23 protein-coding genes and 1 tRNA gene are annotated in these 23,808 nt (G+C 40.9%); 9 read left to right on the top strand and 15 right to left on the bottom strand.

Annotation, left to right across the window (positions count from 1 at the left end; genetic code table 11):
- Positions 1-7: 7 nt before the first annotated feature.
- From AAW12_RS08250 to rsfS, 3 genes are read right to left on the bottom strand one after another with little or no spacing between them, the layout of a single operon-like run.
- Positions 8-655, bottom strand: coding sequence for a lactate utilization protein C (locus AAW12_RS08250; RefSeq protein ID WP_046673132.1), 648 nt, complete (start codon positions 653-655; stop codon positions 8-10).
- Positions 656-710: 55 nt separating this feature from the next.
- Positions 711-2,792, bottom strand: coding sequence for an ATP-dependent zinc metalloprotease FtsH (gene ftsH, locus AAW12_RS08245; RefSeq protein ID WP_046673131.1), 2,082 nt, complete (start codon positions 2,790-2,792; stop codon positions 711-713).
- A 45-nt stretch (positions 2,793-2,837) separates the two neighbouring features.
- A complete protein-coding gene (gene rsfS / locus AAW12_RS08240) occupies positions 2,838-3,212 on the bottom strand; it encodes a ribosome silencing factor (RefSeq protein WP_046673130.1) in 375 nt (124 codons plus the stop codon).
- 47 nt (positions 3,213-3,259) lie between these two features.
- Here rsfS and AAW12_RS08235 point away from each other — a divergent pair, with 47 nt between their 5' ends.
- From AAW12_RS08235 to pfkA, 4 genes are all read left to right on the top strand, one after another.
- Entirely contained in the window at positions 3,260-4,030 is a 771-nt protein-coding gene (locus AAW12_RS08235) for a biotin--[acetyl-CoA-carboxylase] ligase (RefSeq protein WP_053003582.1), read from the top strand.
- Between the two features lie 155 nt (positions 4,031-4,185).
- Positions 4,186-4,635, top strand: a complete 450-nt coding sequence (locus tag AAW12_RS08230) for a protein-disulfide reductase DsbD domain-containing protein (protein WP_046673129.1) — start codon at positions 4,186-4,188, stop codon at positions 4,633-4,635.
- 86 nt (positions 4,636-4,721) lie between these two features.
- Positions 4,722-6,425, top strand: a complete 1,704-nt coding sequence (locus tag AAW12_RS08225; protein WP_046673128.1) for a protein-disulfide reductase DsbD family protein — start codon at positions 4,722-4,724, stop codon at positions 6,423-6,425.
- A gap of 197 nt (positions 6,426-6,622) precedes the next feature.
- Complete coding sequence (gene pfkA, locus AAW12_RS08220) at positions 6,623-7,597, top strand: 6-phosphofructokinase (RefSeq protein ID WP_046673127.1); 975 nt, start codon at positions 6,623-6,625, stop codon at positions 7,595-7,597.
- A 167-nt stretch (positions 7,598-7,764) separates the two neighbouring features.
- Here pfkA and AAW12_RS08215 read toward each other — a convergent pair whose 3' ends face one another.
- The 5 genes from AAW12_RS08215 to AAW12_RS08195 all read right to left on the bottom strand — a co-directional run bounded on the left by AAW12_RS08215 (position 7,765) and on the right by AAW12_RS08195 (position 11,856).
- Positions 7,765-8,211: a hypothetical protein gene (locus AAW12_RS08215; RefSeq protein WP_046673126.1), complete on the bottom strand. Its 447-nt coding sequence runs from the start codon at positions 8,209-8,211 to the stop codon at positions 7,765-7,767.
- Between the two features lie 307 nt (positions 8,212-8,518).
- Positions 8,519-9,658 (bottom strand): TlpA disulfide reductase family protein, encoded by a 1,140-nt coding sequence (locus AAW12_RS08210; RefSeq protein ID WP_046673125.1) that lies wholly within the window; start codon positions 9,656-9,658, stop codon positions 8,519-8,521.
- Positions 9,659-9,732: 74 nt separating this feature from the next.
- The gene (locus tag AAW12_RS08205; RefSeq protein ID WP_046673124.1) at positions 9,733-10,494 is read right to left on the bottom strand and encodes a TPM domain-containing protein; all 762 of its coding nucleotides are present in this window, start codon (positions 10,492-10,494) and stop codon (positions 9,733-9,735) included.
- A gap of 199 nt (positions 10,495-10,693) precedes the next feature.
- Complete coding sequence (locus AAW12_RS08200) at positions 10,694-11,122, bottom strand: TPM domain-containing protein (protein WP_046673123.1); 429 nt, start codon at positions 11,120-11,122, stop codon at positions 10,694-10,696.
- Between the two features lie 155 nt (positions 11,123-11,277).
- Positions 11,278-11,856: a LemA family protein gene (locus AAW12_RS08195; RefSeq protein WP_046673163.1), complete on the bottom strand. Its 579-nt coding sequence runs from the start codon at positions 11,854-11,856 to the stop codon at positions 11,278-11,280.
- Between the two features lie 165 nt (positions 11,857-12,021).
- Between AAW12_RS08195 and AAW12_RS08190 the strand changes: the two genes are divergently transcribed.
- Complete coding sequence (locus AAW12_RS08190; protein ID WP_046673122.1) at positions 12,022-13,566, top strand: NAD(P)/FAD-dependent oxidoreductase; 1,545 nt, start codon at positions 12,022-12,024, stop codon at positions 13,564-13,566.
- Between the two features lie 59 nt (positions 13,567-13,625).
- A tRNA-Gly gene (locus AAW12_RS08185) sits at positions 13,626-13,698 on the top strand.
- 494 nt (positions 13,699-14,192) lie between these two features.
- On the opposite strand, the gene sufD is transcribed toward AAW12_RS08185, so the two are convergent.
- The 3 genes from sufD to sufB form a co-directional block, all read right to left on the bottom strand.
- Positions 14,193-15,500, bottom strand: a complete 1,308-nt coding sequence (gene sufD, locus AAW12_RS08175; protein ID WP_046673120.1) for a Fe-S cluster assembly protein SufD — start codon at positions 15,498-15,500, stop codon at positions 14,193-14,195.
- A 59-nt stretch (positions 15,501-15,559) separates the two neighbouring features.
- Positions 15,560-16,318: a Fe-S cluster assembly ATPase SufC gene (gene sufC, locus AAW12_RS08170; RefSeq protein ID WP_046673119.1), complete on the bottom strand. Its 759-nt coding sequence runs from the start codon at positions 16,316-16,318 to the stop codon at positions 15,560-15,562.
- A 64-nt stretch (positions 16,319-16,382) separates the two neighbouring features.
- Positions 16,383-17,834: a Fe-S cluster assembly protein SufB gene (gene sufB, locus AAW12_RS08165; protein WP_046673118.1), complete on the bottom strand. Its 1,452-nt coding sequence runs from the start codon at positions 17,832-17,834 to the stop codon at positions 16,383-16,385.
- Positions 17,835-18,166: 332 nt separating this feature from the next.
- Between sufB and AAW12_RS08160 the strand changes: the two genes are divergently transcribed.
- Positions 18,167-18,637: an Lrp/AsnC family transcriptional regulator gene (locus AAW12_RS08160; RefSeq protein ID WP_046673117.1), complete on the top strand. Its 471-nt coding sequence runs from the start codon at positions 18,167-18,169 to the stop codon at positions 18,635-18,637.
- Between the two features lie 147 nt (positions 18,638-18,784).
- Here AAW12_RS08160 and ung read toward each other — a convergent pair whose 3' ends face one another.
- Positions 18,785-19,459 carry a uracil-DNA glycosylase gene (ung, locus tag AAW12_RS08155; RefSeq protein WP_046673116.1) on the bottom strand — a complete coding sequence of 225 codons (675 nt, stop codon included), beginning with the start codon at positions 19,457-19,459 and terminating at the stop codon, positions 18,785-18,787.
- 228 nt (positions 19,460-19,687) lie between these two features.
- Between ung and AAW12_RS08150 the strand changes: the two genes are divergently transcribed.
- A complete protein-coding gene (locus tag AAW12_RS08150; protein ID WP_046673115.1) occupies positions 19,688-20,227 on the top strand; it encodes a hypothetical protein in 540 nt (179 codons plus the stop codon).
- Between the two features lie 64 nt (positions 20,228-20,291).
- Here AAW12_RS08150 and AAW12_RS08145 read toward each other — a convergent pair whose 3' ends face one another.
- Both AAW12_RS08145 and AAW12_RS08140 read right to left on the bottom strand, forming a co-directional pair.
- On the bottom strand, positions 20,292-20,756 hold the full coding sequence (locus tag AAW12_RS08145; protein ID WP_231585231.1) for a hypothetical protein: 465 nt from the start codon (positions 20,754-20,756) through the stop codon (positions 20,292-20,294).
- 67 nt (positions 20,757-20,823) lie between these two features.
- Entirely contained in the window at positions 20,824-21,306 is a 483-nt protein-coding gene (locus AAW12_RS08140) for a DUF4293 domain-containing protein (RefSeq protein WP_046673114.1), read from the bottom strand.
- Positions 21,307-21,498: 192 nt separating this feature from the next.
- Between AAW12_RS08140 and AAW12_RS08135 the strand changes: the two genes are divergently transcribed.
- Complete coding sequence (locus tag AAW12_RS08135; RefSeq protein WP_053003581.1) at positions 21,499-22,020, top strand: hypothetical protein; 522 nt, start codon at positions 21,499-21,501, stop codon at positions 22,018-22,020.
- Here the strand turns inward: AAW12_RS08135 and AAW12_RS08130 are convergent, their stop codons facing one another.
- Positions 22,021-23,784 carry an ABC transporter ATP-binding protein gene (locus AAW12_RS08130; protein WP_046673113.1) on the bottom strand — a complete coding sequence of 588 codons (1,764 nt, stop codon included), beginning with the start codon at positions 23,782-23,784 and terminating at the stop codon, positions 22,021-22,023. It lies immediately after the preceding gene.
- Positions 23,785-23,808: the final 24 nt, after the last annotated feature.

Genomic DNA, 23,808 nt, shown 5'->3' with positions numbered 1-23,808 from the left:
GTAATTCCTAGAATCGATCCTCTAAAAGTAAAACATAAAGTTCTTTTGGTCCATGTGCCCCCAAAACCAATCTTTTCTCAATATCGGCCGTTCTGGAAGGGCCAGTAATTGTCGAAATCATCGTCGGAATTTCCTGACCGTAACGCTTCTGCATATAGGCTAAAGCATCTTTTAGATCCCACACCAGTTGCGAGGCTTTGGCAATAACAATATGAATTGGTGGATATATGCTCAACCGGCGCCCTGAAGCATTTGCATTACTCACCATAATACTGCCATTACGTGCAACTAATGCTTCACAGGATGTGATGCTTGCGTTTGCCAATTCAAAATCGCGCTCTGTTTTTAAAAAAGGAAAACCATATGGACTGAGTAGATTTTGAACGCCTTGCTCCCAAGCGTATATATTTTTAATATTATTCTCCTCAGTCAATGAAATCAAATTTTCAATCAGACCGATTTCGCCATCACAATAGAGAAACTTGCCTCCTGCAGCAGTCAATTCGCGGACAAAAACAATATCCACCAACTCGTCCTCTTCTTTATAAAGGGCTGTTTCTTTGAAATTGGGATGTGGATTATCGTTTTTCTGTAGTAATGCCTGACGTACCCGTTTTAACATTACCTCCTTCGCTGTTGCGTTCTTCACGTTCATGGCGCATATCTATATAAATGCAGCGCTAGATGACTCTAGCGCTGCAGCATTCAAATTAATTCAAATTATTTGACGGTGTTTCTGAACCTTGTCCTTCACTAGATCGCGCTTCGTCCGGGCGAACATCCAACGGTAGATCTGTCTGTGGAACTCCACCACCATCAGCACCATTCACAAACTCCTCATAAGTAGTCTTCGTTTCAAATGGGCGTTTACCTAAGATCTCTTCCAAGTCCGACTGAAAAAGAATTTCTTTTTCCAATAGCTTTTCTGCTATTTTAATCAAACCTTCACGTTTGTCCAACAATAACTGTTTGGTACGTGCATAAACATCGTTGATCAAGTTACGAACTTCAGCATCAATCAGCTCTGCCGTTTTGTCAGAATATGGTTTTTGGAAAGAGGCTTCGGAGCTGTCTCTGAAAGAGACATTTCCAACTTTATCATTCATACCGTAGATTGCAATCATCGCATACGAAAGTTGCGTGATACGCTCTAAGTCATTTTGAGCACCTGTTGAAATTCTTCCAAACGTAATATCTTCAGCGACACGACCTCCCATAGTCATACATAAACTGTCTATAAGCTGTTCTGTCGTATATAAGAACTGTTCACGGGGAAGATACTGTGCATAACCCAAAGCAGCGACACCACGCGGCACAATTGACACTTTCACCAAAGGATCGGCGTGCTCTAAAAACCAGCCCGCAATAGCGTGCCCAGCCTCATGATAAGCTACAATACGTTTCTCTTCCGGAGAGATGATTTTGTTTTTCTTTTCAAGACCACCGATCACACGATCAACGGCATCCTGAAAATCCTGCATATCAATCTCTGGTTTATTTTTACGGGCAGCAATAAGGGCTGCTTCGTTACACACGTTGGCAATTTCAGCTCCCGCAAAACCAGGTGTCTGCGCCGATAATTTTTTTGCGTCGACCTCAGCCGATAATTTCAACGGCTTTAGATGCACTTTGAAAATTTGCTCACGGCCAATCAAATCCGGTTTATCAATAGAAATTTGACGGTCAAAACGTCCGGGACGCAACAATGCTGTATCCAGTACATCGATACGGTTAGTAGCCGCTAAAATAATAACCCCCGAATCCGTACCGAAACCATCCATCTCCACCAACAATTGGTTCAATGTATTTTCACGCTCGTCATTACCGCCCATCATCGAGTTTTTACCACGAGCACGACCTATAGCATCAATCTCATCGATAAAAATGATACATGGCGCTTTCTCTTTCGCTTGCTTAAACAAATCGCGAACACGCGATGCACCTACACCCACAAACATTTCGACAAAGTCAGATCCGGATAATGAGAAAAATGGCACTTGAGCCTCTCCGGCTACAGCTTTAGCCAATAACGTCTTACCCGTTCCCGGAGGCCCTACAAGCAAAGCGCCTTTCGGAATTTTACCCCCTAGATTGGTGTATTTACGTGGATTTTTTAAGAAATCCACAATCTCCATAACTTCTTGTTTCGCCTCTTCAAGACCAGCAACATCATTAAATGTGATATTGATCTGCGATTCTTTATCAAACAACGTCGCCTTAGATTTACCTATATTAAAGATCGCACCGCCACCGCCGCCAGCACCACCGCCCATACGACGCATCAAGAAGATCCAGATGGCAGCCAATACCAACAAGGGCAACATAAACGTGATAAACCAGCTTGCCCAAGGGTTAGAACGATCATCATAAGTCAATTGGACTTTTGGTGTACCTGGCGTTAATTCCGCTTGTGAAGCAGCTAATTTCTTTTCTAAAACATCAGGCGAAGCATCCTTAAAAATATATTGTGGCCCCTTGTCTTCCTGTCCTGATAGACTTGGAAGCGGATCAGCAGCTTTTGTAGCGTCTTTAAAACTTGGGTTATCTTTCCAGCCCTTTTTTAAATAGACCTCCACTTCGACAAGATCATTCTTTTTATAGGCGACAAGACGCTCTACAGCGCCTGTATTCAACATACGTGTCTCAAAATCACTATAGCTAACTTCCTTAGCTGGGCTTTCTCCAAAAACGTACTGTAAGGCAAAAAAACCTAAAAACATGGCAATCATAAGCCACACAAAATTGAATTTTGGCGGTTTCGGGCTTACCTTACTACTCGGGATTTTTTTCATTATATCGTAATTATATTTTCTTTATAAATTTTTCGTTGAGGACAATTAAGCGCTTTGGAAATGCTGTACTTCTGCATCTCCCCATAAATCCTCGATACCATAATGCGCTCTTTTTTCGGTCTTAAAGATATGTACAACCACATCCACAAAATCCAAAATCAACCATTCTCCATTGGATTGTCCTTCTTTATATTGGGGTTCTTGACCAAATGCCTTATAGACTTCTTCTTCGACACTCTTTGCTATCGCATTCACCTGAATGTTAGAATCGGCATGACAAATCACAAAATAATCGGAAACAGAACTGTGAAGATCTCTTAAATCCAAGCGAACGATCTCGTTTGCTTTCTTTTCTTGCATACCATAAACGATAATTTCTGATAGACGTTGGGACAATTCTGAACTTTTATTTTTACTCATTAAAAAATGTGATAGTTTTGACTTAATATTTATTTAATACTTTCAGTTTGCAAAATAACAATATTTCGGGACTTATCATCGGTCAAAATACAATATATCTTGACAAAGTCGCCTCTACAAACGATTATCTCAGGGAATTATTGTCAAATTTCAAGCCACTAGCTGAGGGGACTGCCATTTTAGCAGAAGAACAATTTCAGGGGAAGGGGCAGCGCGGAAGCTCCTGGGTCAGTGAACCAGGGAAAAACCTAACGACATCCATCCTCTTAAAGCCTCATTTCCTGGCGATAGCGGAACAATTTGCGCTTTCCGCCACAATCGCCATTGCAACCGTCAATTGGCTGAAAAGCAAAACCGGGCAGCCTGTAGCCGTGAAATGGCCCAATGATATTTACGTCAATTCAAAGAAAATAACAGGCATTTTAATAGAAAATAAATTAAAAGGCAGTAAAATAGAGCACGCTATTATCGGCATTGGTGTAAATATTAATCAAATTAATTTTGACACAGCAACAACAATAACTTCGCTCGCCTGCCTGACCGATCGACAGGATTACAACATCAAGGAACTGGCACAGGAGTTATTCCAAGTGGTCCAACAGGAGTACCTGACCCTGTATAAGGAGGGCCCTCAACATCAGTTAAGCCGCTACAACGCATTATTATTTTGGAAAGGTGAGGAAAGACCATTTCTAGTCGACGGCATCAAAAAAACTGGCATTATTCAACAAGTGTCTAATGACGGGAAGCTACTGGTTCTTTTAGAAGACACCCTGCGCGAATTTGATATCAAAGAAATTACACATCTTATTACCTAATCTTTACAAAAAAAGGATAACCCATTTTAGAATTGTCAAACCTTTGTTCTAAATTTGTCAACAGCGTGATTAAACCTTTATTCACCCGAAGCATCAAAGAACAAGAACACACTGCAATCATTGTAGTGAAAAAGGAAAGAACAAATTAAATTCTGATGAAAAAGTTAATACTGTTAATGACTGTGGTAATTTTTGCAGTTACGGGAGCATTCGCTCAGATTCACAAACCTGTAAAATGGACTGTGGCGAGCAAAAAGTTAAATAACAAAGAAGCTGTAGTTTATGTAAAGGCTACAATTCAAAATGGATGGCACATTTATTCACAAAACGTGAAAGATGGGGGCCCGATTCCAACTTCTTTCAACTTTGCTAAAGCAGCAGATTACGCATTGGTTGGTAAAACTGCAGAGCCGAAACCAAAAGTAAAACACGAGGATGTATTTAAGATGGATGTTGGTTATTTTACAAACGAGGTAATTTTCCAACAGAAAGTAACTTTAAACAAAGGAACTGCCACCGTTAAAGGCACTGTTGAATGGCAAGCATGTGATGCATCACAATGTCTTCCTCCAGATGAATATGCTTTTGCTGTGACAATCAAATAGTAAAAATGATTCTACACGGATAAATTAATAAGGCGATTCTCATCGCCTTTTTTTATTTTTGACCATAACATCAGAAATTCATACGCATGTTAAAAAACACATTCATTCTACTTTTAATTGCTTTTTTCAGTCTTTCTTTAACGACAGCAACTTTTGCCTCCGCACAAGATAGCTTAACAAGTACAGAAGGACTTCAATTTGAATCATCACCGGATACAGCTACTGCTGTTGAAGCGGTACCTGAAGATCTAAATTTTACAGCTTCACCTGACACAATGGTTAGTCAAGACAGCAGCAAAATAGCTCCTGCTAAGGCAAACGCACCCTCCGGGCAAGAATCAAGTAAAAAATCACTTTGGAGTATCTTTATCGCAGGACTCGTTGGCGGCTTCGCAGCGCTACTCATGCCTTGTATATTTCCAATGCTCCCACTTACCGTAAGTTATTTTACAAAACAGGCTGGAAGCCGCGCAAGCGGTATCAGCAAGGCACTCCTCTACGGTCTCTTTATTATTGTGATCTATGTCGCTTTAGGAATGATTATTACCATTTCCTTTGGTTCGGATGCGTTGAATGCTTTATCGACAAATGGGATATTTAATTTCCTATTCTTCCTGTTATTGGTTGTTTTTGCCGCGTCCTTTTTTGGTGCTTTTGAAATCACCTTACCGAGTTCCTTCGTCAATAAAATGGATGCCAAATCCGACAAAGGCGGCCTAGTAGGACTTTTCTTTATGGCATTCAGCCTTTCACTGGTCTCCTTCTCCTGTACTGGCCCCATTATTGGCACCTTATTGGTCGAAGCGGCCTCAAAAGGAGAACGCCTAGGTCCCGCAATCGGTATGCTCGGTTTTTCTATAGCACTTGCAATTCCTTTTGGCTTATTTGCAATGTTCCCTTCGATGTTAAAATCCCTGCCAAAATCTGGTGGCTGGTTAAATTCAGTGAAGGTTGTACTCGGCTTCTTAGAGCTCGCACTGGCGCTGAAATTCTTATCAAATGTAGATTTGGCCTACCATTGGAATTGGCTGGATCGGGAGGTGTTCTTATCGCTATGGATTGCCATCTTTAGTATGATGGGCTTATACCTTATTGGAAAGATTAAATTTTCACATGACAGTGAATTAAAATTCCTCTCCGTACCCAGAACTATCCTCGCTATCATTGTATTCTCCTTCGTTATCTATATGGTACCGGGACTATGGGGAGCTCCCCTAAAATCTATTTCAGCGTTCTTGCCGCCTTCGGCAACACAGGACTTTGACCTGTCGGCAGGAATAGCAGCCGCTCCCGCACACACTGACGGTAAAGTCAAAAAATACGCGGAGATTTTTCACGAACGCGGTACACCAAAAGGATTTGATCCCTATTACGATTATGATGAGGCGCTTGCGGCTTCAAAAGAACAGAATAAACCTGTATTGATAGATTTTACAGGCTGGAATTGTGTCAATTGCCGAAAGATGGAAGCAAATGTCTGGACTGATCCCGCCGTTGCCAAGCTATTGAAGGAAGAATTTATAATGGCCGAATTGTTTGTCGACGATAAAACAGAATTACCTGCAAACGAACAATTCGTATCAAAATACAGTGGCAAAAAAATCAAAACGATAGGAAATAAAAATAGCGATTTCCAAGCCTCAGCTTTCGACAGCAATTCGCAACCACTCTATGTTATCGTCGATGCATCCGGCACCGTATTGGTTCCAAAAACCGGTGCAAACTATAATATTGCGGAGTACACTGCGTTTTTACAGAGCGGAATTGATGCCTTTAAGGCAAAAAAATAACCTTTACACAGCAGAAGGTATCCGCCAAGAATAAGAGCAGCAAACAAGCAATTATTAAATTTGCATTATCTTTAGCTCACGCTTAGATGAATTGCAGTTAAAAAAGCGATTGCTTGTTCTTAATAACGATATTGGCGACTTCTAATAACGGAAATATAATTGTATATACGCTTAAAAATAGCTAAGTTTGAGTACGTATGAGTAACATTAAAAAAATTGCTGTTTTGACATCTGGAGGAGATGCTCCAGGAATGAATGCTGGTATCCGCGCTGTTGTTAGAGCGGGGATCTACAATAATCTTGAAGTATTTGGGGTACGCAGAGGTTATGATGGTCTAGTTAATGGTGAGATTATCCCTATGGATGCTAAATCTGTAGCCAATATCATACAACGTGGTGGTACTATCCTAAAAACAGCCCGCAGCGAGGCTTTCAAAACAATTGAAGGACGTAAGCAGGCTTATGAAAACTTACGCAGCCACGGTATTGATGCCATGGTTGTTATCGGTGGCGATGGTACATTTACCGGCGCATCCAAATTTATCGAAGAATTCGATTTTCCTATCATCGGTCTTCCGGGTACAATCGATAACGATTTGGCCGGCACAGACTTCACTATTGGCTATGATACGGCCATTAATACTGTTATCCAAGCCGTAGACAAAATACGCGACACCGCTGAGTCTCACGATAGACTTTTTGTGATCGAAGTGATGGGCCGCGACTCTGGTCTTATCGCCGTCCGTTCTGGTATCAGTACTGGTGCTGAAGCAGTCCTGGTTCCTGAGTTCGAGGTAGACTATGATGCGATCATGAAAAGACTTGACAAAAGCCGTAAAAATAAATCATCCCGCATTATTATTGTTGCTGAAGGCGACAAAGAAGGCGGTATGGTGGTATCGGAAAAAATCAAGGAAAATTTCCCGCATTACGACGTTAGATTATCTATTTTAGGACATATTCAGCGCGGCGGAAGCCCTACTTGCATGGACCGCGTATTGGCCAGCAGGCTTGGAGTTGCAGCGGTAGAGGCTTTACTACAAGGCCGCAGAGGTGAAATGGCCGGACTGATTTGCAGTGAAGTAAGATTCACTCCCTTTAAGAGCGCTATTAAGCATAACGTAAAAATGAATGAAGATCTGCTGCGTATCATTGAGATACTTTCATTGTAAATGATCTAGTTTATTCTTGACTAACAATAAAAAAAGAGTATACATCGTGATGTATACTCTTTTTTATGCCTTACGTTGCGAGATTTGCCCCAAATTCTTTGGTAAGGCCTGATACCTGAACGGTCATATTCCATAAAGGCATATGAGCATCATATCCTGCACAGTTGTTATTTAAGCAAATTATTGCGGTATTCTTCAGATACCGGCGGCAGCTGAATGGCCTGGCCTGCTTTGGCCATCGAGTCCGCAAAATGATTCGTATTACTGATCGCCTGTTCATACGCCTTAACAACCTGTTCCGATAGGTGTAGGACTTTAGGATCTTTGAGATCAACACGGTATTGATTATTTTCCAGTGTAACATGCTGATAAAAACGATATGCCGCAGCCTTTAATTGGCCCAGCTCCTGTTGCGACAACTGATCGATCCGGGCATTTGGCGGCAGCTTAACATCGATAAATGTCGTGTCTTTAGCCAATTGATCAATAGGGTGATCCAAAGGAATGCCATGCAACGCCTCCAGGTTGACAACAGGAATCCCCTTATCTTGATCGCCACTACAGGAAGCGATCACCGTACCCAAAAATATACCCAAAATTGCTATTTTTTTCATCTTTATAATTTTATAACCACAATAGCACTAGAAATCCCGTTGATCACCATGTTTAAACACCTAGGATTCATCATCCCCTAATCCAGCTTTTACGAGGATACAGCGGTTTCCCGCAATCATTTGCCATAGCAGCAGACGAAGTTAGCGAATTCCCCCTATTTTAACACTACAGCTAGCGCAGTAACGATGAAAGAGCAATTGGATCAGGATAAACATGATTAAAAAGAAACCCCTAATCGCAGACTCAGTTCACCTGAGTATAACAATTAGGGGCTATTCCAATGCCTAATGGCAACTAGATATCAGTTTACTTTAGCAATTCAGCTAACTTCGCTTCCAAAGCCTCACCTCTTAAATTTGATGCGACAATTTTACCAGAAGGATCAATTAAGAAGTTTTGCGGAATACCACGTACTTCGTACAATTTTACCGGAGCGGATTTCCAGCCCTGTAGGTCCGAAACGTGTGGCCATTGTTGTAAATTATCATCATGGATAGCTTTCACCCAAGCATCTTTTTTACCGGGATTGTCTAAAGAAACACCAAACACGGTAAACCCTTTATCTTTGAATTTATTGAAAGCCGCAACGACATTCGGGTTCTCATGACGACAAGGACCACACCAGCTTGCCCAAAAATCCAACAAGACATATTTTCCTCTTAAAGAAGATAAGGAAATATTCTTGCCTGTTGTGTCTGGCAATGTGAAGTCAGGTGCTACCGAACCAACAGCTACTGCTTTCAACTTTTGGATACGCTCAGCCAATTCCTTCCCTTTTTCAGAATTTTTCAATTCAGGAGACAATTTCTCAAAAGAAGTCACATATTCATTGACGTTCTCACCGCTGATATTCTCAGACAACAAATCCAACGTATACCAGCTTTTTGGGTTTTTGTTAATAAATTCAGCATCTGCTTTTTCCATTTTTTCGGAAATCTCACCAGCTTGTTTTTGTAATCCTTCGATGAATTTAGGATCCTGTTTTTGCGTCTCCGAAGCCGCATAATATTGTTGGTTCAATGCCTCGAACGCATCTGTATGCGGCTTCACAAAAGCCTTGTACTGCGTCAGATCGTCATTAAGCGCCGTACCTGAGACCGTTGCATTTTTAAACCCTTTGGTTGCATCGACTTTGATAACGCCTTTAGAAAGATATAACTGTGCTGTCTCAGGTTGCTTTTGACTATTTCTAAGTTCTGCAAAAGTTAAGCCCTCCGGCGAATAGATCATCATACCTTTTGTTGGTGTAGCTACCTGTCCGTTGAACTTAAATTCGCCTTTTACGACCGTTGCTGAATCAGTCTGACGAGTGCCATTCGCAGCATACTGCATAAACACTTTCGCTTTGTCTGACGTCGTGTTTACTTTTCCTGTAACCGTGTAGCTTTCTTGTGCCATTAACAAGGCCGGTAAAAAGCTTAAACCCATTAATATTCCCTTTTTCATAATTATATACTTCCCATAAATGTAAAACATTTCCGTTTCACTGTCGTTTTATTTAACATTATTTAGCAAAGATGTTACCAACGTCCGGAAGCACCGCCACCACCAAAATCACCGCCACCGAAACCGCCAAAGCCGCCACCAGAGCCTCCGCCGAAGCCACCGCCGCCACCTCGGCCGCCACCGCCGCCAAGACCATTCAGCAATGTCCACCAAAAGATATCAGAAGCGCCGCGTCCATTCATCACACGGCCACCACCGCCACCACCTCGTCCACCGCGATTGGAGAAAAGAACAACCAAGACTATCACAATAATAACAACAAACATCACCGAACCTGATCCCTTTCCTTTCGGTTGTTTTGGATCAGCTTTGTACTCACCCTTTGTGTAGGAAATTAATGAACTGGTCGCATCGTCCACTCCTTTGTAGTAATCGCCCTGACGAAAAGCCGGCTTGATATCATTTTCAATAATACGATATGCAATGGCATCCGGGACAGCGCCCTCTATACCATAACCTGTTTGAATGGTCACCGCCCGATCTCCCAGAGCGACCAACAACAGAATACCGTTATTATACTTTTTATTCCCAATACCCCATTTTTTCGCTAAACGAACCGCATAATCAGAAATATCATAGCCACCGGTAGAATTCATCATAACCACTGCAATCTGCGTAGATGCGGAATCCTCAAATGCCAATAGCTTCTGCTCCAATAATTGCTTCTGACTTGCGGTCAATGTGTTTGTATAATCATTGACAAGCCTATTTGATGTTTCTGGGAAATCTTGTCCCAATACTGTGGCTACCGACAGCAAACAAAGCAACATAGCCATAGCAGGGATTCGAACCCGAGAAAATAATCTCGATACAAATTTCATCCTATAATTCTCTTTTATTCATTTTTATTTGCCTTGAGCAGTTTTCATGCAAATAGCGTTCGGTGAATCCCGAAATCGGGTTTATCACGATCTTTATCAGTTTATTTATGAGACAGGGAATCGCTTTTCGGGACTGTTTCTGGTCACTTAACAACTAACGGTCTCCAAAAACAATATCATTTGGAAGCTCATTGATGTCATCGTGTTCACGCGGGAAGAATTTTGCCAATTGTTTACCCGCATGTTCGATCCCTTTGACCAAGCCCTCAACAATACGATCCACCCGAAACTCCGCCACCATAAGATCTTTGGTACTGTTCCAAAAATCACCTTCTACACGTTGGTGAATTCCCTTATCGCCAATAATGGAAAATTTATGGTCTTCAAGCGCGATATAGATAAGAACACCATTTTTCAATGCGGTCTTATGCATACCCAATTTGGAAAAATAATAGGTTGCACGATCATGTACCTCGTCGGGGCAATGATTTTCGACCACCACACGAATCTCACCAGAAGTCTCATTTTCAGCCACATTAATAGCGTGAACGATCTTCTCTTGTTCTTCAGAATTTAATGCCATAGTTTGTATACGTTTGCACTCCAAAACTAGATTACCATACCGGTTATTCCAGATTCAAAGGGTCTAAACTAATTAAAACACGATAAAAAAATGGATGATGTGCTTCTACGAAAGCCGCATCATCCATCATCCTGTTCATTCCTAACAATTTGCTGTTAGAATGATACCGTTGGCGCTTTATCCGAACCCGGGGCCGCAGTAAATGTACCTTTTGCCTTAAATCCGAACATACCCGCCATTAAATTATTCGGGAAGCTACGTACGGTGGTATTATATTGCTGTACCGCTTCGTTGTAAGATCTACGTTCTGTTGAAATACGATTTTCAGTACCTTCCAGCTGTGCTTGTAATTCCAAAAAGTTCTGATTGGCTTTCAAATCAGGATAAGCTTCAACAGACGCCAAAAGACGACTTAACGAACCGCTGAATTCATCTTGAACTTTTTGAAACTTGGCAATATTCTCCTCAGACAAATCATCGGCATTAATCGTCACCGAAGTTGCTTTAGCTCTTGCCTCTACAACAGCTGTCAATGTACTTTCTTCGTGTTTTGCCGCTCCTTTTACTGTATTAACCAAATTTGGAACTAGATCCGCACGACGTTGATACGCATTTTCAACTTGTGCCCATTTTCCTTTAACATTCTCATCTTGTGAGACCATCGTATTGTAGCCACAGGAGTTTAATGATACTAATGCAAATAAACCACATAGGGCGACCAAAAATCTTTTAATTTTCATTGTTCAAAGAATTAAATACTATTCAAATTATACGGTTACACTATCAAAGCATATACCAAGCTCTTACTAAGATAAGAATATTTTTATTTCCAAATCTCCAAATAGCCAATATTCATTAACTTTGTCCCGGTTTTGGGATAAAAACCCAGCCCTCATACTATGCAAAAAGAAATTGAAATTGCGATACTTCCAGAAAGAATCGAGGACGATCAGTATATTCTACAGCAAGGGATCAAAGCCCTGAAAGTCCAACCTCAACAAGTCAAAGGTTATAAAATCCGTAAACGTTCCATTGATGCCCGAAGCAAGCAGGTTGTTTACCGAGCTCGGGTTATTTACTACATTGACGAGCTTCCTGTTCCAGAAATCTACGAAAATAATTTTAAGTCCGTTAAAGACGGAACACCCGTTATTATTATTGGCGCGGGTCCTGCCGGCCTGTTTGCAGCAATACGCTGTATTGAACGTGGTCTCAAACCAATTGTAATCGAACGCGGTAAAAAGGTCCAAGACCGTAGACGCGATCTAGCTAAGCTGAACCGGGAAGGCATCGTAAATCCTGAGTCAAACTACTGCTTTGGTGAAGGTGGAGCAGGAACTTACTCCGATGGAAAATTATATACACGTTCCAATAAGAGAGGTGATGTCGATAAAGTACTCAAACTTTTCGTTTCCCATGGGGCAACGACGGATATTCTGGTGAATGCACGGCCACATATCGGTACAAATAAATTGCCGCATATTATTGAGGCCATGCGCGAGAGCGTCCTTGAATTTGGGGGCGAATTTCATTTTGACCAACGTGTCGATGACATTTTAGAATCTTTCGGTCAAGTACGCGGTGTCAAATTAGCCAATGGTGAAGAAATTAAGGCAGATCATGTCATTGTAGCGACAGGACACTCTGCGCGGGATATTTTCGAGCTTTTTCATCGCAACAATTGGCTGATCGAAGCCAAAGCATTTGCTTTGGGCGTGCGTATCGAGCACCCGCAGGCAATTATTGATCAGGCGCAATACCACTGCCAGGTAAGAAGCGAGCATTTGCCGCCAGCCTATTATAGCCTGGTTGAACAGGTGAATGACCGTGGTGTATTTTCATTCTGCATGTGCCCAGGCGGCGTCATTGCGCCCTGTGCAACAGATTTAGATGAAATTGTTGTCAACGGATGGTCGCCATCCAAACGAAATAATCCACACGCCAATTCGGGCACCGTTATTCAGATCAACCTTGAGGACGTCGCCAATGCACATAAGGATCCATTTGCATTACTGAATTTTCAGAAAGAGATCGAGCGAAAGGCTTTTGCCGTAGGTGGCGGTAAGCTCGTTGCTCCGGCGCAACGCATGGTCGACTTTGTTGAAGGACGTGTGTCTATGGATCTGCCTGAAAACTCGTACAAGCCGGGAACAGCATCTGCAGATCTCACCGAAGTGCTACCTGCTTTTGTTCACGAAGCATTACGCGGTGCATTACCCATCTTTGGCAAAAAGATGAAAGGGTATTATACCAATGAAGCCATTTTAGTAGGTGTAGAGTCACGTACCTCTTCACCGATTCGGATTCCTAGAAATAAAGAAGATTTACAACACCCTCAGGTCAAAGGACTTTACCCTTGTGGTGAAGGGGCAGGTTATGCCGGCGGTATCATTTCAGCGGCTATAGACGGTATTAATTGTGTTGATGCGATCAATTTAAGTTAATATTTTTTGCTTTTCCTCTTGCAGAATACGAATAAATGCCTTACTTTTGTAGCATCAACGCGAAAGTAGCTCAGTTGGTAGAGCACAACCTTGCCAAGGTTGGGGTCGCGAGTTCGAATCTCGTCTTTCGCTCAAAAAAGCTTCCAAAATTTGGAAGCTTTTTTCGTTTTATAGTACTATCTTTTTTTCCAGCCTCCTTCTATAACAAAAGCCGTCGCAACCGATAGCATCTGCTATAGATCCAGTAAAAAGGACACCAATTATACTCAGCAAAAAGGCTATATTAAAATAAACCGAAAACACCCGTTCCAACATTTCTGTAGGCACACAACAGATCACTTTACCAAAAAATAAGCAGGATGCAGACTCATTTCCAGCGTATTCCATAAAGCAGGAATATGCTAATACAAAGAGACAGTCCTATCTATTTGTCGATAGGGGTCTTAACAAGAAAATAAGCGAAGACACTATAAACCCAAGGTTTGTAAGCGTAAGTGGTAGATAAAGACATGTACATGGTCGTACAAACCTACAAAAAGATCGCGCAGATCCTACTGTTTCTATAAAAAGGGCGTTCACCGCATGGGTAAACGCCCTTTTTAAAAGCTATATGATCCTAAATGGATTTAATTTGTTCTTAGGCTTTCTTCTACAAGCTCTTCAACATATTTGCGAACAACTTCATTAGAGAAACGTGTCGTTACGTCAAATGCAAATGCGTGTACCAACAGGATACGGGCAGACTCTTCGCCAATCCCTCTTGCTCTCAGATAAAACAGCGCTTCATTATCAAACTGACCGATGGTACACCCGTGTGAACATTTTACGTCATCGGCAAAGATCTCCAATTGTGGTTTGGTATAAACCGCCGAATTGTCCGACATCAACATATTATTGTTCTGTTGAAAAGCATTCGTTTTCTGCGCATCCTCGCGCACAAAGATTTTTCCATTGAAAACCGCAACGGACTTGTCCTGTGTAATATTTTTATACCATTCGTAAGACTCACAATGTGGTTTCAGGTGGTCTACGATAGTATGGTTATCGACCAATTGATCAGCAGCCGTTAAGTTGATTCCATATAAATGGCTCTCCACATGCTCGGCGTCCAAACGGACATTGATATTGTTACGGATAAACGAAGCGCCTGGAAAATTACAGTTGTAATTATTGTAAAGGCTGCATTTTTCTTGGTATACCTCTGTATGATTAAAGTAACGGCTTACAGATTCCGCGAGCTGCAAATAATAATGTTGCACTTTAGCGTTCTCTTTGACGATAATCTCAGAGACCTTATTGTGTACATTATTTGCGGTGCCCTCTGCAGTAATAAAGCTTTCGATCAATTCAAGCTCTGCATTTGGCTCGACAACGATCAAATTACGTGTTTGTGCAAAGAAATCCTCTTTCCCTGTAGCGACATGAATAATCTGTATTGGTTTATCAAGTACAACTCCCTTTTTCAAATGGATAAAAACACCATTGGTAAAAGCAGCCGTATTCAATGCGACCATAATATTGTCTGACTTATCTGCATATTTAGCAAAATGGGACTCAAATGCAGGCTCTGAAGCGGCTTCATCCATTGGAATAACCGACAGTCCCTTTACATCTTCTAATTCACTTACCGCTAATACATATTGACCATTCACCAAAATAATGCGGTAGGCATCTAGCTGCGGAATCTCACCTGCACTAAAGTTTAAGCCTTCGATATCCACATCGACATCAAGCGCATAAGGCTTATTGATAATACTGTGGATGTTTGTATATTTCCATTCTTCATTCTTAACGGTGGGAAAGCCTGCTGCTTCGAAACGCTCGAATGCAAGTTGGCGGGCCTCCACGAAAAACGAAGGTTCGTCTGAAACGCCTTGCTCTTTGAAAGCTCCCAACACTTGTTGAAGTAATGATTCTGAAACTAATGTACTCATGTTATTTTTTAATCAAATCGCCAAAATTCTCTTCTAATCCTATTTACTCAGGTAAAAGATTAGGCGTTTTGTGTATCATATTCTTTTAACCAATCGTATCCTTTTTCTTCGAGCTCCAAAGCTAATTCTTTAGGTCCCGATTTCACGATACGGCCATTGTACAATACGTGAACAAAATCTGGAACGATATAATCCAACAAACGTTGGTAGTGTGTAATAACAATAAAAGCATTGTCTTTAGAGCGCAATTGATTCACACCATTTGCAACGATACGAAGTGCATCGATATCCAAACCAGAATCTGTCTCATCCAAAATAGATAATTTCGGATTCAACATCGCTAATTGAAAAATTTCGTTACGCTTTTTCTCACCACCGGAGAATCCTTCATTTAAAGAGCGGTTAGCCAAATTAGCTGAAAACTCAACCAATTTTTGCTTGTCTTTTACCATTTGTAAAAATTCCTTCGCTTCCATTGGAGGAAGGCCTTTATACTCACGAATATCATTTACAGCTGTTTTCAAGAAATTGATATTCGATACGCCCGGAATTTCCACAGGATATTGAAAAGCCAAAAACAGCCCTTCACGTGCGCGGTCCTCAGGAGAAAGATCCAATAAATCTACACCATCCAATAGTGCAGAACCTTCACTTACTTCATAGGATTCACGACCTGCCAATACGTTACCTAATGTACTTTTACCAGCACCGTTTGGTCCCATAATTGCATGAACTTCGCCAGCTTTTACTTCTAGGTTTAACCCTTTTAATATTTGTTTGTCTTCTACAGACGCATGTAAATTTTTAATGCTTAACATTTTATTCGTATTGAGTATGGTGCAATGTAGCGTCTTAAACTACATTCCCAATGATTTTTTTTATCTATCCTACTGAACCTTCTAATGAAATTGCCAATAATTTTTGAGCCTCTACAGCAAACTCCATCGGCAATTGATTTAATACTTCCTTTGCATATCCGTTGACAATTAAACCAACAGCTTTCTCAGAGTCTATACCCCGTTGATTCAAATAGAATACCTGATCTTCACCGATTTTGGAAGTAGTCGCCTCATGCTCTAATTTGGCCGTCTTATTTCTATTTTCGATATAAGGGAATGTATGCGCTCCACATTTATCACCGATCAATAAGGAATCACATTGTGTAAAGTTACGTGAGTTGTCGGCATTTGGACCGATTTTCACTAAACCTCTATAACTGTTGTGGCTCTTACCGGCAGAGATACCTTTAGAAATAATTTTAGATTTTGTGTTTTTACCCAAATGAACCATCTTCGTTCCTGTATCAGCTACCTGATGATTACGCGTCATGGCTACAGAGTAAAACTCACCAATCGAGTTATCGCCCTTTAAGATCACCCCCGGGTATTTCCATGTAATTGCAGAACCGGTTTCTACCTGTGTCCAGGAGATTTTACTGTTATCGCCCTTACAGATTCCACGCTTGGTTACAAAGTTATAAATACCACCTTTTCCTTCTTTATCACCAGGGTACCAGTTTTGAACGGTAGAATATTTAATATCAGCATCGCGTTCGGCAATCAATTCAACCACTGCAGCATGCAGCTGGTTTTCATCACGCATAGGTGCAGTACATCCTTCCAAATAAGAAACATAAGCCCCCTCATCTGCAATGATCAACGTGCGTTCGAATTGCCCGGTATTCTGTGCATTGATACGGAAATAGGTAGACAATTCCATTGGACACCTTACTCCTTTTGGGACGTACACGAATGATCCATCGGAAAACACAGCCGAATTCAAGGCTGCATAAATGTTATCTGTTTGCGGAACAACCGTACCTAGATATTTCTTTACCAGGTCGGGATGCTCTTGCACAGCCTCACCAAATGAACAGAAAATAACCCCCTGTTCTTTTAATTTCTCACGAAACGTTGTTTTGACGGATACAGAATCAAAGACAGCATCTACTGCAACTACTCCAGCCAAGATTTTCTGCTCATCCAAAGGAATCCCCAACTTTTCGAAAGTGGAAATCAACTCAGGGTCAACCTCATCCATCGAATTAAGCTGTGGTTTTGCTTTCGGGGCCGCATAGTAGGAAATCTCTTGAAAATCAATTTCCGGAGCTTTGAAATTTTGCCAAGTAGGCATTCTTAACGTCAAGAAATGACGGAAAGCTTTTAATCTCCATTCCAATAGCCATTCAGGTTCATTCTTTTTTGCCGAAATAAAACGAACCGTATCCTCAGTAAGGCCTTTGGCTGCAATTTCCATTTCGATATCTGTCGTGAACCCGTATTTATATTCTTCGAGCTCCAGCTCTTTTAACAAATCGTCGTCTTTAGTACTCATATTGCGCTCTCACGGTTTAACTAATTTGGGAGGGCTTCACCTCCGCACCTATCGAACTGCAAAGTTACAATTTCAAAGCCAATAAAACAGCATTTAATAGCACCTTACGAAGGTATTTTTAATAAAAAAATGACATTTATCACTCCATTTCATTAAAATGAGCACATTTCAATCGATTATGACAGTCAAATGATTTTACATCAATTAAAATTATAACAAAATAACAACAATATAGTTAAAATCTATTAATCATCAATAATTTTGTATATTTTTAAATTTCCAAATATAATTTTGTATATTTACAAATACTATTGATTATTAAGACTTAAGATATGCCCTTTGCACCGGATAAAACAGATTTAAAAATTCTTAAACTATTACAAGAGAATGGTCGTATAACTAATTTGCAACTCGCATCTAGCATCGGACTATCTCCCGCACCAACCTTAGAGCGTGTGCGAAAACTGGAAAACTCAGGCTTCATCAAAAGTTACCATGCTTTTGTGGACGAGGAGAAACTGGGGCTTGGAATCAAATCGTTCATCCAGATTTCGCTCGATTTTCATACCCACAACGCTATACCTGAATTTGTCGCCGCTGTCAAAATGATACCAGAGGTAACCGAATGCCACCACGTCACCGGCAATTGTGATTTCATCCTCAAGGTTTACGTGAAAGATATCAAAGCTTATGAAGGCGTCATCATGGAAAAAATCTCTAAAATACCTTTTGTAAAGACATTCCAAACCATGATGATTATGTCGACCAGTAAAAAAGAACCCATTATTCCTTTAGAATATTAAGCGACGGAATAAGCCCAATCAACAATATCATTACCGGAATCTTGCTCTTGGACGCATTTGCACCATGCGCCGATCACCGGCAATGATGTTTATCCAATTTGATGCGGGACCGCCCAGCACTTGGTAACGCTTAACCCAAGGTAAATCCTAAACCAAACGCCAGTCAATCGGGGTTTTACCATGTGCCGTCAAATACTGATTTGCGCGTGAAAAATGCTTACTACCAAAAAAACCACGATAAACGGACAACGGAGAGGGATGTACTGCCGTGAGAATAAGATGCTTTTTGGCATCAATAAGCACACTTTTCTTCTGGGCATAGCTTCCCCACAACAGAAATACCACATGTTCACAACGCTCGGAAATAGCATGAATAATACTGTCCGTAAAAATCTCCCAGCCTTTCTTTTGATGAGAACCGGCCAAATGTGCCTGTACTGTCAAGGTTGCATTTAACAATAACACCCCCTGCTTAGCCCAAGACGTCAAATCGCCAGCATGCGGCTCAACAAAGCCAGGGATATCGTCCTGCAATTCCTTAAAAATATTTTTTAAAGACGGGGGCAAGGCAATCCCTGCCGGAACTGAAAAAGACAGTCCATGTGCCTGCCCATCATTATGGTAAGGATCCTGCCCTAAAATAACGACTTTCACCTGATCCAATGGCGTCAGCTTAAAAGCATTCATCACCAGACTTGCTGGCGGAAACACTTTCGTTTTCTGCCGCTCTGCTTGCACAAAAGAAGACAGCTGTTTCATGTAGGGCTGGGCGAATAAAGGCTTTAGCACAGGGGCCCAAGAATCATCGTATTGCTTTTCCATAATTCAAACATAGACAAAGTTGCATATAAAGGCAAATTTATCCGGCGCCCCCCTCCTATTCCGCGATATTCCAAAGCAAGATGATTAGAAAACATTGCTTAATCTAAAAGCTGCGTTTTTCTGGAAAAACACATTTTTACAAAATAACAACCTGAACCTTTGCTTAAACGGTGAAATTAACGGATATTTGCAGAATTAAATTGAATACAAATATTTAAACAACGATTTATGTCAAATCTCGTTAGAATCATTATTTGCAGTGCATTGCTTATCGGAACAGTTGCCTTATTCTGGACCGGAAATTGGGGATGGGGAATTTTAGGGATCTTGATCACGATCTTAGGCTTCGTTACTGTATTTTTCCATGAATATATGCTGATTGCGCAATGGCATATGCGTAAACAAAATATGGCCGCAGCTGAAAAATGGCTGGGTAAAATCACCAACTACGAAAAGCAATTGATCCCACAACAGCATGGTTACTACAACATGCTGATCGGACTGATCGAATCACAACGTGCACCTATGCAATCTGAAAAATATTTTAAGAAAGCGTTGGCTTTGGGTCTCCATATGGACCATAACATCGCCTTAGCAAAATTAAGCTTGGCTGGTGTCGCCATGGCGAAGCGCAATAAACGCGAAGCCGAAAAACTTCTTCAAGAAGCTAAAAAAGCAGATAAAAATAAGTTATTAGCTGATCAGATCAAAATGATGAAAGACCAGATGGGCATGATGGACAAACAACAGATCAGATACAATCGATAATATAATCAAAAAAGCTTCGAAGTTATAACTTCGAAGTTTTTTTTTTGTCAAGAGCCAAAATCAATTATTTCTTTAATGAAATAGGAACCTCCAAAAATTCCCCCTCTTCCGTACTGCTCTCAAAGACCAGTTTGATCATAACTGGTTTATCCGTTTTCTTCCAATCCTTTATAACGACCTGAATATCCACAGGCTTATCTTCTTCCAGCAAATAGTGTAGATAATTCTGCTTATCTTCAAATTTAACCAATACATTACCCATCTGAATCGTTGAAAAGAAATGGGATTGTTTCTTCTGATCCAACACTTGCGTGGAAAAGGTGTTCATTTTATATTCCCGAGGATTCTTACTATACGATATAGCAAACAAATTGATCACCAATTCATGCTTAGGCTCATCTACGTGAAATTCCTTTACATCGAATTGAATATCGTCAACAACCAGCAATGAATCTGCTGACTGCGCCTTTACAAACCCGCCTCCAAGGAAGAGCATCAAGACAACAACATATCGAAAAAAAACGTTCATATCATATTATATTTAAAAAAGCCACGATCTTCGTGGCTTTAACTATTATGGTGTTATTATTTTAAAATTATGCACGCAACCGATCGGCAGACCGGATCAGCTTTTCATCTTTACGCACGCCTCCCATGGCTAACGCACAGAAAATAATCGCGATAGGCAACAAGAAGAATCCTACACCGATATTCCCAGCACCCAAAAATTGACCGACCGTAGCTAAATGAGTACTTGCAGAAGAGTAGAGCCATACTGCAAATAAGATAATTGCGACAACCTCTACCCAAATAAGCAAAAGTTGAACTTTACGCTGTTTAAATTTAAATATCGTGAACAGGGGAAGCCCGCCTAATAATACGGTGGCCACAGTCTGGAGAATATAACCAAATCCCCCCTCGTGTACCGGCTGACCCGCAGCAACACTATACACACCGGTCACCTTCACATTCTTTCCTAAACCAACTAAATCGCTATAATTAACATAGGGAAATAGAAACAAGCCAAAAATGACTAATCCTGCTATCAGCAAATAAACAGTTTGGATACGTTGAATCATAGTTTAATTTTTGTATACCAACAAACTTAGATAAATTGATTTTTATATGCAATATTATTGCGTCCGAAAAACAATCAACCTTAACGCTCTTTAAACAGCAAAACAATCAAACCCTATATTTTGTTGCATTTTTTTACACGATACCAAAGGGCTTCATTTTAGAAAGTTTTATCTTTGCGAAAAAAAAATACCATGTTATATATATACGGTGCAACTGCCCACGCAAAAACTGCAGTAGATGTAGCAGAAGATTTAGCAATTGAAATTGGTGGCCTTATCGACAAATCGCTACTCATTGAAGATGTATTCGATTATGAGGTTCAACTTCATCATCAAGTAAAAAGCACGGATGAAGATTTCTTTATTGCAGTCAAGAACCCAGGCCTTCGCCAACGGATTGTATCGGAAAATGCAGACTGGAATTACCAGACCCTCATCCATCCCAAAGCCTACGTATCAAAACGAGCAGAGATTGGTGAAGGAACCATTATCCTTCCCGGCGCATCCATCGCTCCCGATGTACAGATAGGCAACCATTGCGTTATCGCCGGTTCTGCCGTTATCGAAAGCAATACCATCATCGAAGATTTCGTTAATATCGGACCAAATGTCTCGATCGGAGCAAACGTGCTCGTAGGCCGAGGTTCAGAAATTAAAGCAAATACACGGATCGAAGATGAAGAAACGATCCCAAAAGAGAGTATTATTGATTAATTAAATCCCTGCAGAATGAAATTGCAAGTCGTATAGTTTTTTATAATACCCATCAAAAGATAGCAATTCCTGATGCGTTCCGATTTCCTTGATTTCGCCTTTATCCAGCACAATAATCTTATCTGCTTTCTGAATGGTGGACAAACGGTGAGCAATAACGATGGAAGTCCTACCCTTCATTAAGTTGTCGATGGCATGCTGGATCAGTTCTTCCGTTTCGGTATCTACAGAAGAAGTTGCTTCGTCCAAAATAAGAATCCGAGGATCGTGCACCAAAGCCCGTATAAAAGAAATCAATTGGGCCTGCCCCGCAGATAAGGTTGCCCCACGTTCTTTCACATCGTAATCATAACCGCCAGGCAGACGCATTATAAAGTCATGCGCCCCCACTTCTTTTGCCGCCTCAATGACCTGTTCTCTAGAGATCGCAGGATCACCTAAAGTAATATTATTGATGACACTATCCGAGAAGAGGAACACATCCTGCAATACCGTAGCAATGGTATTTCTTAGATAATCGAGCTCATAATCCCTGATATTACGGCCATCCAACAGGATTTCACCTTTATTGATTTCATAAAAACGGCTCAGAATATTGATCGTAGAAGATTTTCCGGCACCGGTCGCCCCAACTAAAGCCAGCGTCTCACCCGGATTAACGTTAAAGTTTACATCCTTTAGGACCCAGTTTTCCTCATTATAGGCGAACCAAACATCGCGAAACGCAATCTCACCTTTGATGTGTGCAGGTTTCAATGTACCCAAATTTGGGGTCTTTTCATCGGTATCCAACACTTCAAAGATACGTTCAGCGCTAACCATGCCCATTTGAAGCGTATTGAATTTGTCAATAAGCTCCCGAATGGGCCTAAAGATCATATTGATATACATGATAAAGGCCACCACTACCCCCGGAGAGATCACATCACCCATAATTTGTTTGGAACCGAACCAGACCAATAATCCCAAAGCAATAGCCATGATAATTTCCAAAACAGGAAAAAAGATGGAGAAATACCAATTGGTCCGAATATGAGCATTACGATGTTGCGCATTAATTTCCTTAAACTTATCCATTTCCTGTTTTTCACGCGCAAAATATTGGATAATACCGACTCCCGTAATGTGTTCCTGCAAAAAGGTATTTAAGTTAGAAACCCATTTCCGCACATCGATAAAAGCAGACTTCATCGCCTCTTTAAACACATAAGTTGCTGCCACCATCAAAGGCATCGGAATTAAAACAATCAATGTCAGCTTCCAATCGGAGTAAAACATCACAACCAGAATAACGACCAACTGCAATAAATCGCCGATAATCTGAATCAAACCTTCAGAAAAAATATTGGAAAGAGTCTCCAAATCAGAGATGGTACGTGTAATCAATTTCCCTAGTGCTGTTCGATCAAAATACTTTAGCCTGAGTTGAACAATGTGGTTAAATACCTGAATCCGAATATCACGGATAACCGACTGCCCCAATGTATTTGTCATTAAGGTATGGTAATAACGGATCAAGGTCTGCAGGATGACCAATGCCAACATCGCAATCAGCATGAGGGACAATCCCTTAGTATCGAAGTTTAAGATATAGTTATCGAGTGTATGCTGGATTAGCATAGGTAAAGCAGGCGCCACGGCAGCCAACAATATTGTTAGAACAACCGATATCCAAAACGCCACATGATATGGCCGCATATAGCGACTCATGCGTTTTACCAAATTGATATCGTAGGTTTTACCCGTTATTTTATCTTGACTCACGTTAAATTTTATATCTATTAAATT

Source organism: Sphingobacterium sp. Ag1 (assembly GCF_000988325.1).
Classification (GTDB): Bacteria; Bacteroidota; Bacteroidia; order Sphingobacteriales; family Sphingobacteriaceae; genus Sphingobacterium.
This window is presented reverse-complemented; position numbering and strand designations above follow the sequence as displayed.

What these genes read in the sequence shown, in the direction of transcription:
- AAW12_RS08210 (WP_046673125.1), bottom strand. Translation starts at nt 9,658, where the DNA reads ATGAAAAAGGGAATATTAATGGGTTTAAGCTTTTTACCGGCCTTGTTA.
- rsfS (WP_046673130.1), bottom strand. Translation starts at nt 3,212, where the DNA reads ATGAGTAAAAATAAAAGTTCAGAATTGTCCCAACGTCTATCAGAAATT.
- AAW12_RS08200 (WP_046673123.1), bottom strand. Translation starts at nt 11,122, where the DNA reads ATGGCATTAAATTCTGAAGAACAAGAGAAGATCGTTCACGCTATTAAT.
- AAW12_RS08225 (WP_046673128.1), top strand. Translation starts at nt 4,722, where the DNA reads ATGTTAAAAAACACATTCATTCTACTTTTAATTGCTTTTTTCAGTCTT.
- AAW12_RS08190 (WP_046673122.1), top strand. Translation starts at nt 12,022, where the DNA reads ATGCAAAAAGAAATTGAAATTGCGATACTTCCAGAAAGAATCGAGGAC.
- AAW12_RS08150 (WP_046673115.1), top strand. Translation starts at nt 19,688, where the DNA reads ATGTCAAATCTCGTTAGAATCATTATTTGCAGTGCATTGCTTATCGGA.
- AAW12_RS08215 (WP_046673126.1), bottom strand. Translation starts at nt 8,211, where the DNA reads ATGAAAAAAATAGCAATTTTGGGTATATTTTTGGGTACGGTGATCGCT.
- AAW12_RS08230 (WP_046673129.1), top strand. Translation starts at nt 4,186, where the DNA reads ATGAAAAAGTTAATACTGTTAATGACTGTGGTAATTTTTGCAGTTACG.
- ftsH (WP_046673131.1), bottom strand. Translation starts at nt 2,792, where the DNA reads ATGAAAAAAATCCCGAGTAGTAAGGTAAGCCCGAAACCGCCAAAATTC.
- AAW12_RS08140 (WP_046673114.1), bottom strand. Translation starts at nt 21,306, where the DNA reads ATGATTCAACGTATCCAAACTGTTTATTTGCTGATAGCAGGATTAGTC.
- ung (WP_046673116.1), bottom strand. Translation starts at nt 19,459, where the DNA reads ATGGAAAAGCAATACGATGATTCTTGGGCCCCTGTGCTAAAGCCTTTA.
- AAW12_RS08205 (WP_046673124.1), bottom strand. Translation starts at nt 10,494, where the DNA reads ATGGCTATGTTGCTTTGTTTGCTGTCGGTAGCCACAGTATTGGGACAA.
- sufD (WP_046673120.1), bottom strand. Translation starts at nt 15,500, where the DNA reads ATGAGTACATTAGTTTCAGAATCATTACTTCAACAAGTGTTGGGAGCT.
- AAW12_RS08135 (WP_053003581.1), top strand. Translation starts at nt 21,499, where the DNA reads ATGTTATATATATACGGTGCAACTGCCCACGCAAAAACTGCAGTAGAT.
- AAW12_RS08145 (WP_231585231.1), bottom strand. Translation starts at nt 20,756, where the DNA reads ATGAACGTTTTTTTTCGATATGTTGTTGTCTTGATGCTCTTCCTTGGA.
- pfkA (WP_046673127.1), top strand. Translation starts at nt 6,623, where the DNA reads ATGAGTAACATTAAAAAAATTGCTGTTTTGACATCTGGAGGAGATGCT.
- sufC (WP_046673119.1), bottom strand. Translation starts at nt 16,318, where the DNA reads ATGTTAAGCATTAAAAATTTACATGCGTCTGTAGAAGACAAACAAATA.
- AAW12_RS08160 (WP_046673117.1), top strand. Translation starts at nt 18,167, where the DNA reads ATGCCCTTTGCACCGGATAAAACAGATTTAAAAATTCTTAAACTATTA.
- AAW12_RS08250 (WP_046673132.1), bottom strand. Translation starts at nt 655, where the DNA reads ATGAACGTGAAGAACGCAACAGCGAAGGAGGTAATGTTAAAACGGGTA.
- sufB (WP_046673118.1), bottom strand. Translation starts at nt 17,834, where the DNA reads ATGAGTACTAAAGACGACGATTTGTTAAAAGAGCTGGAGCTCGAAGAA.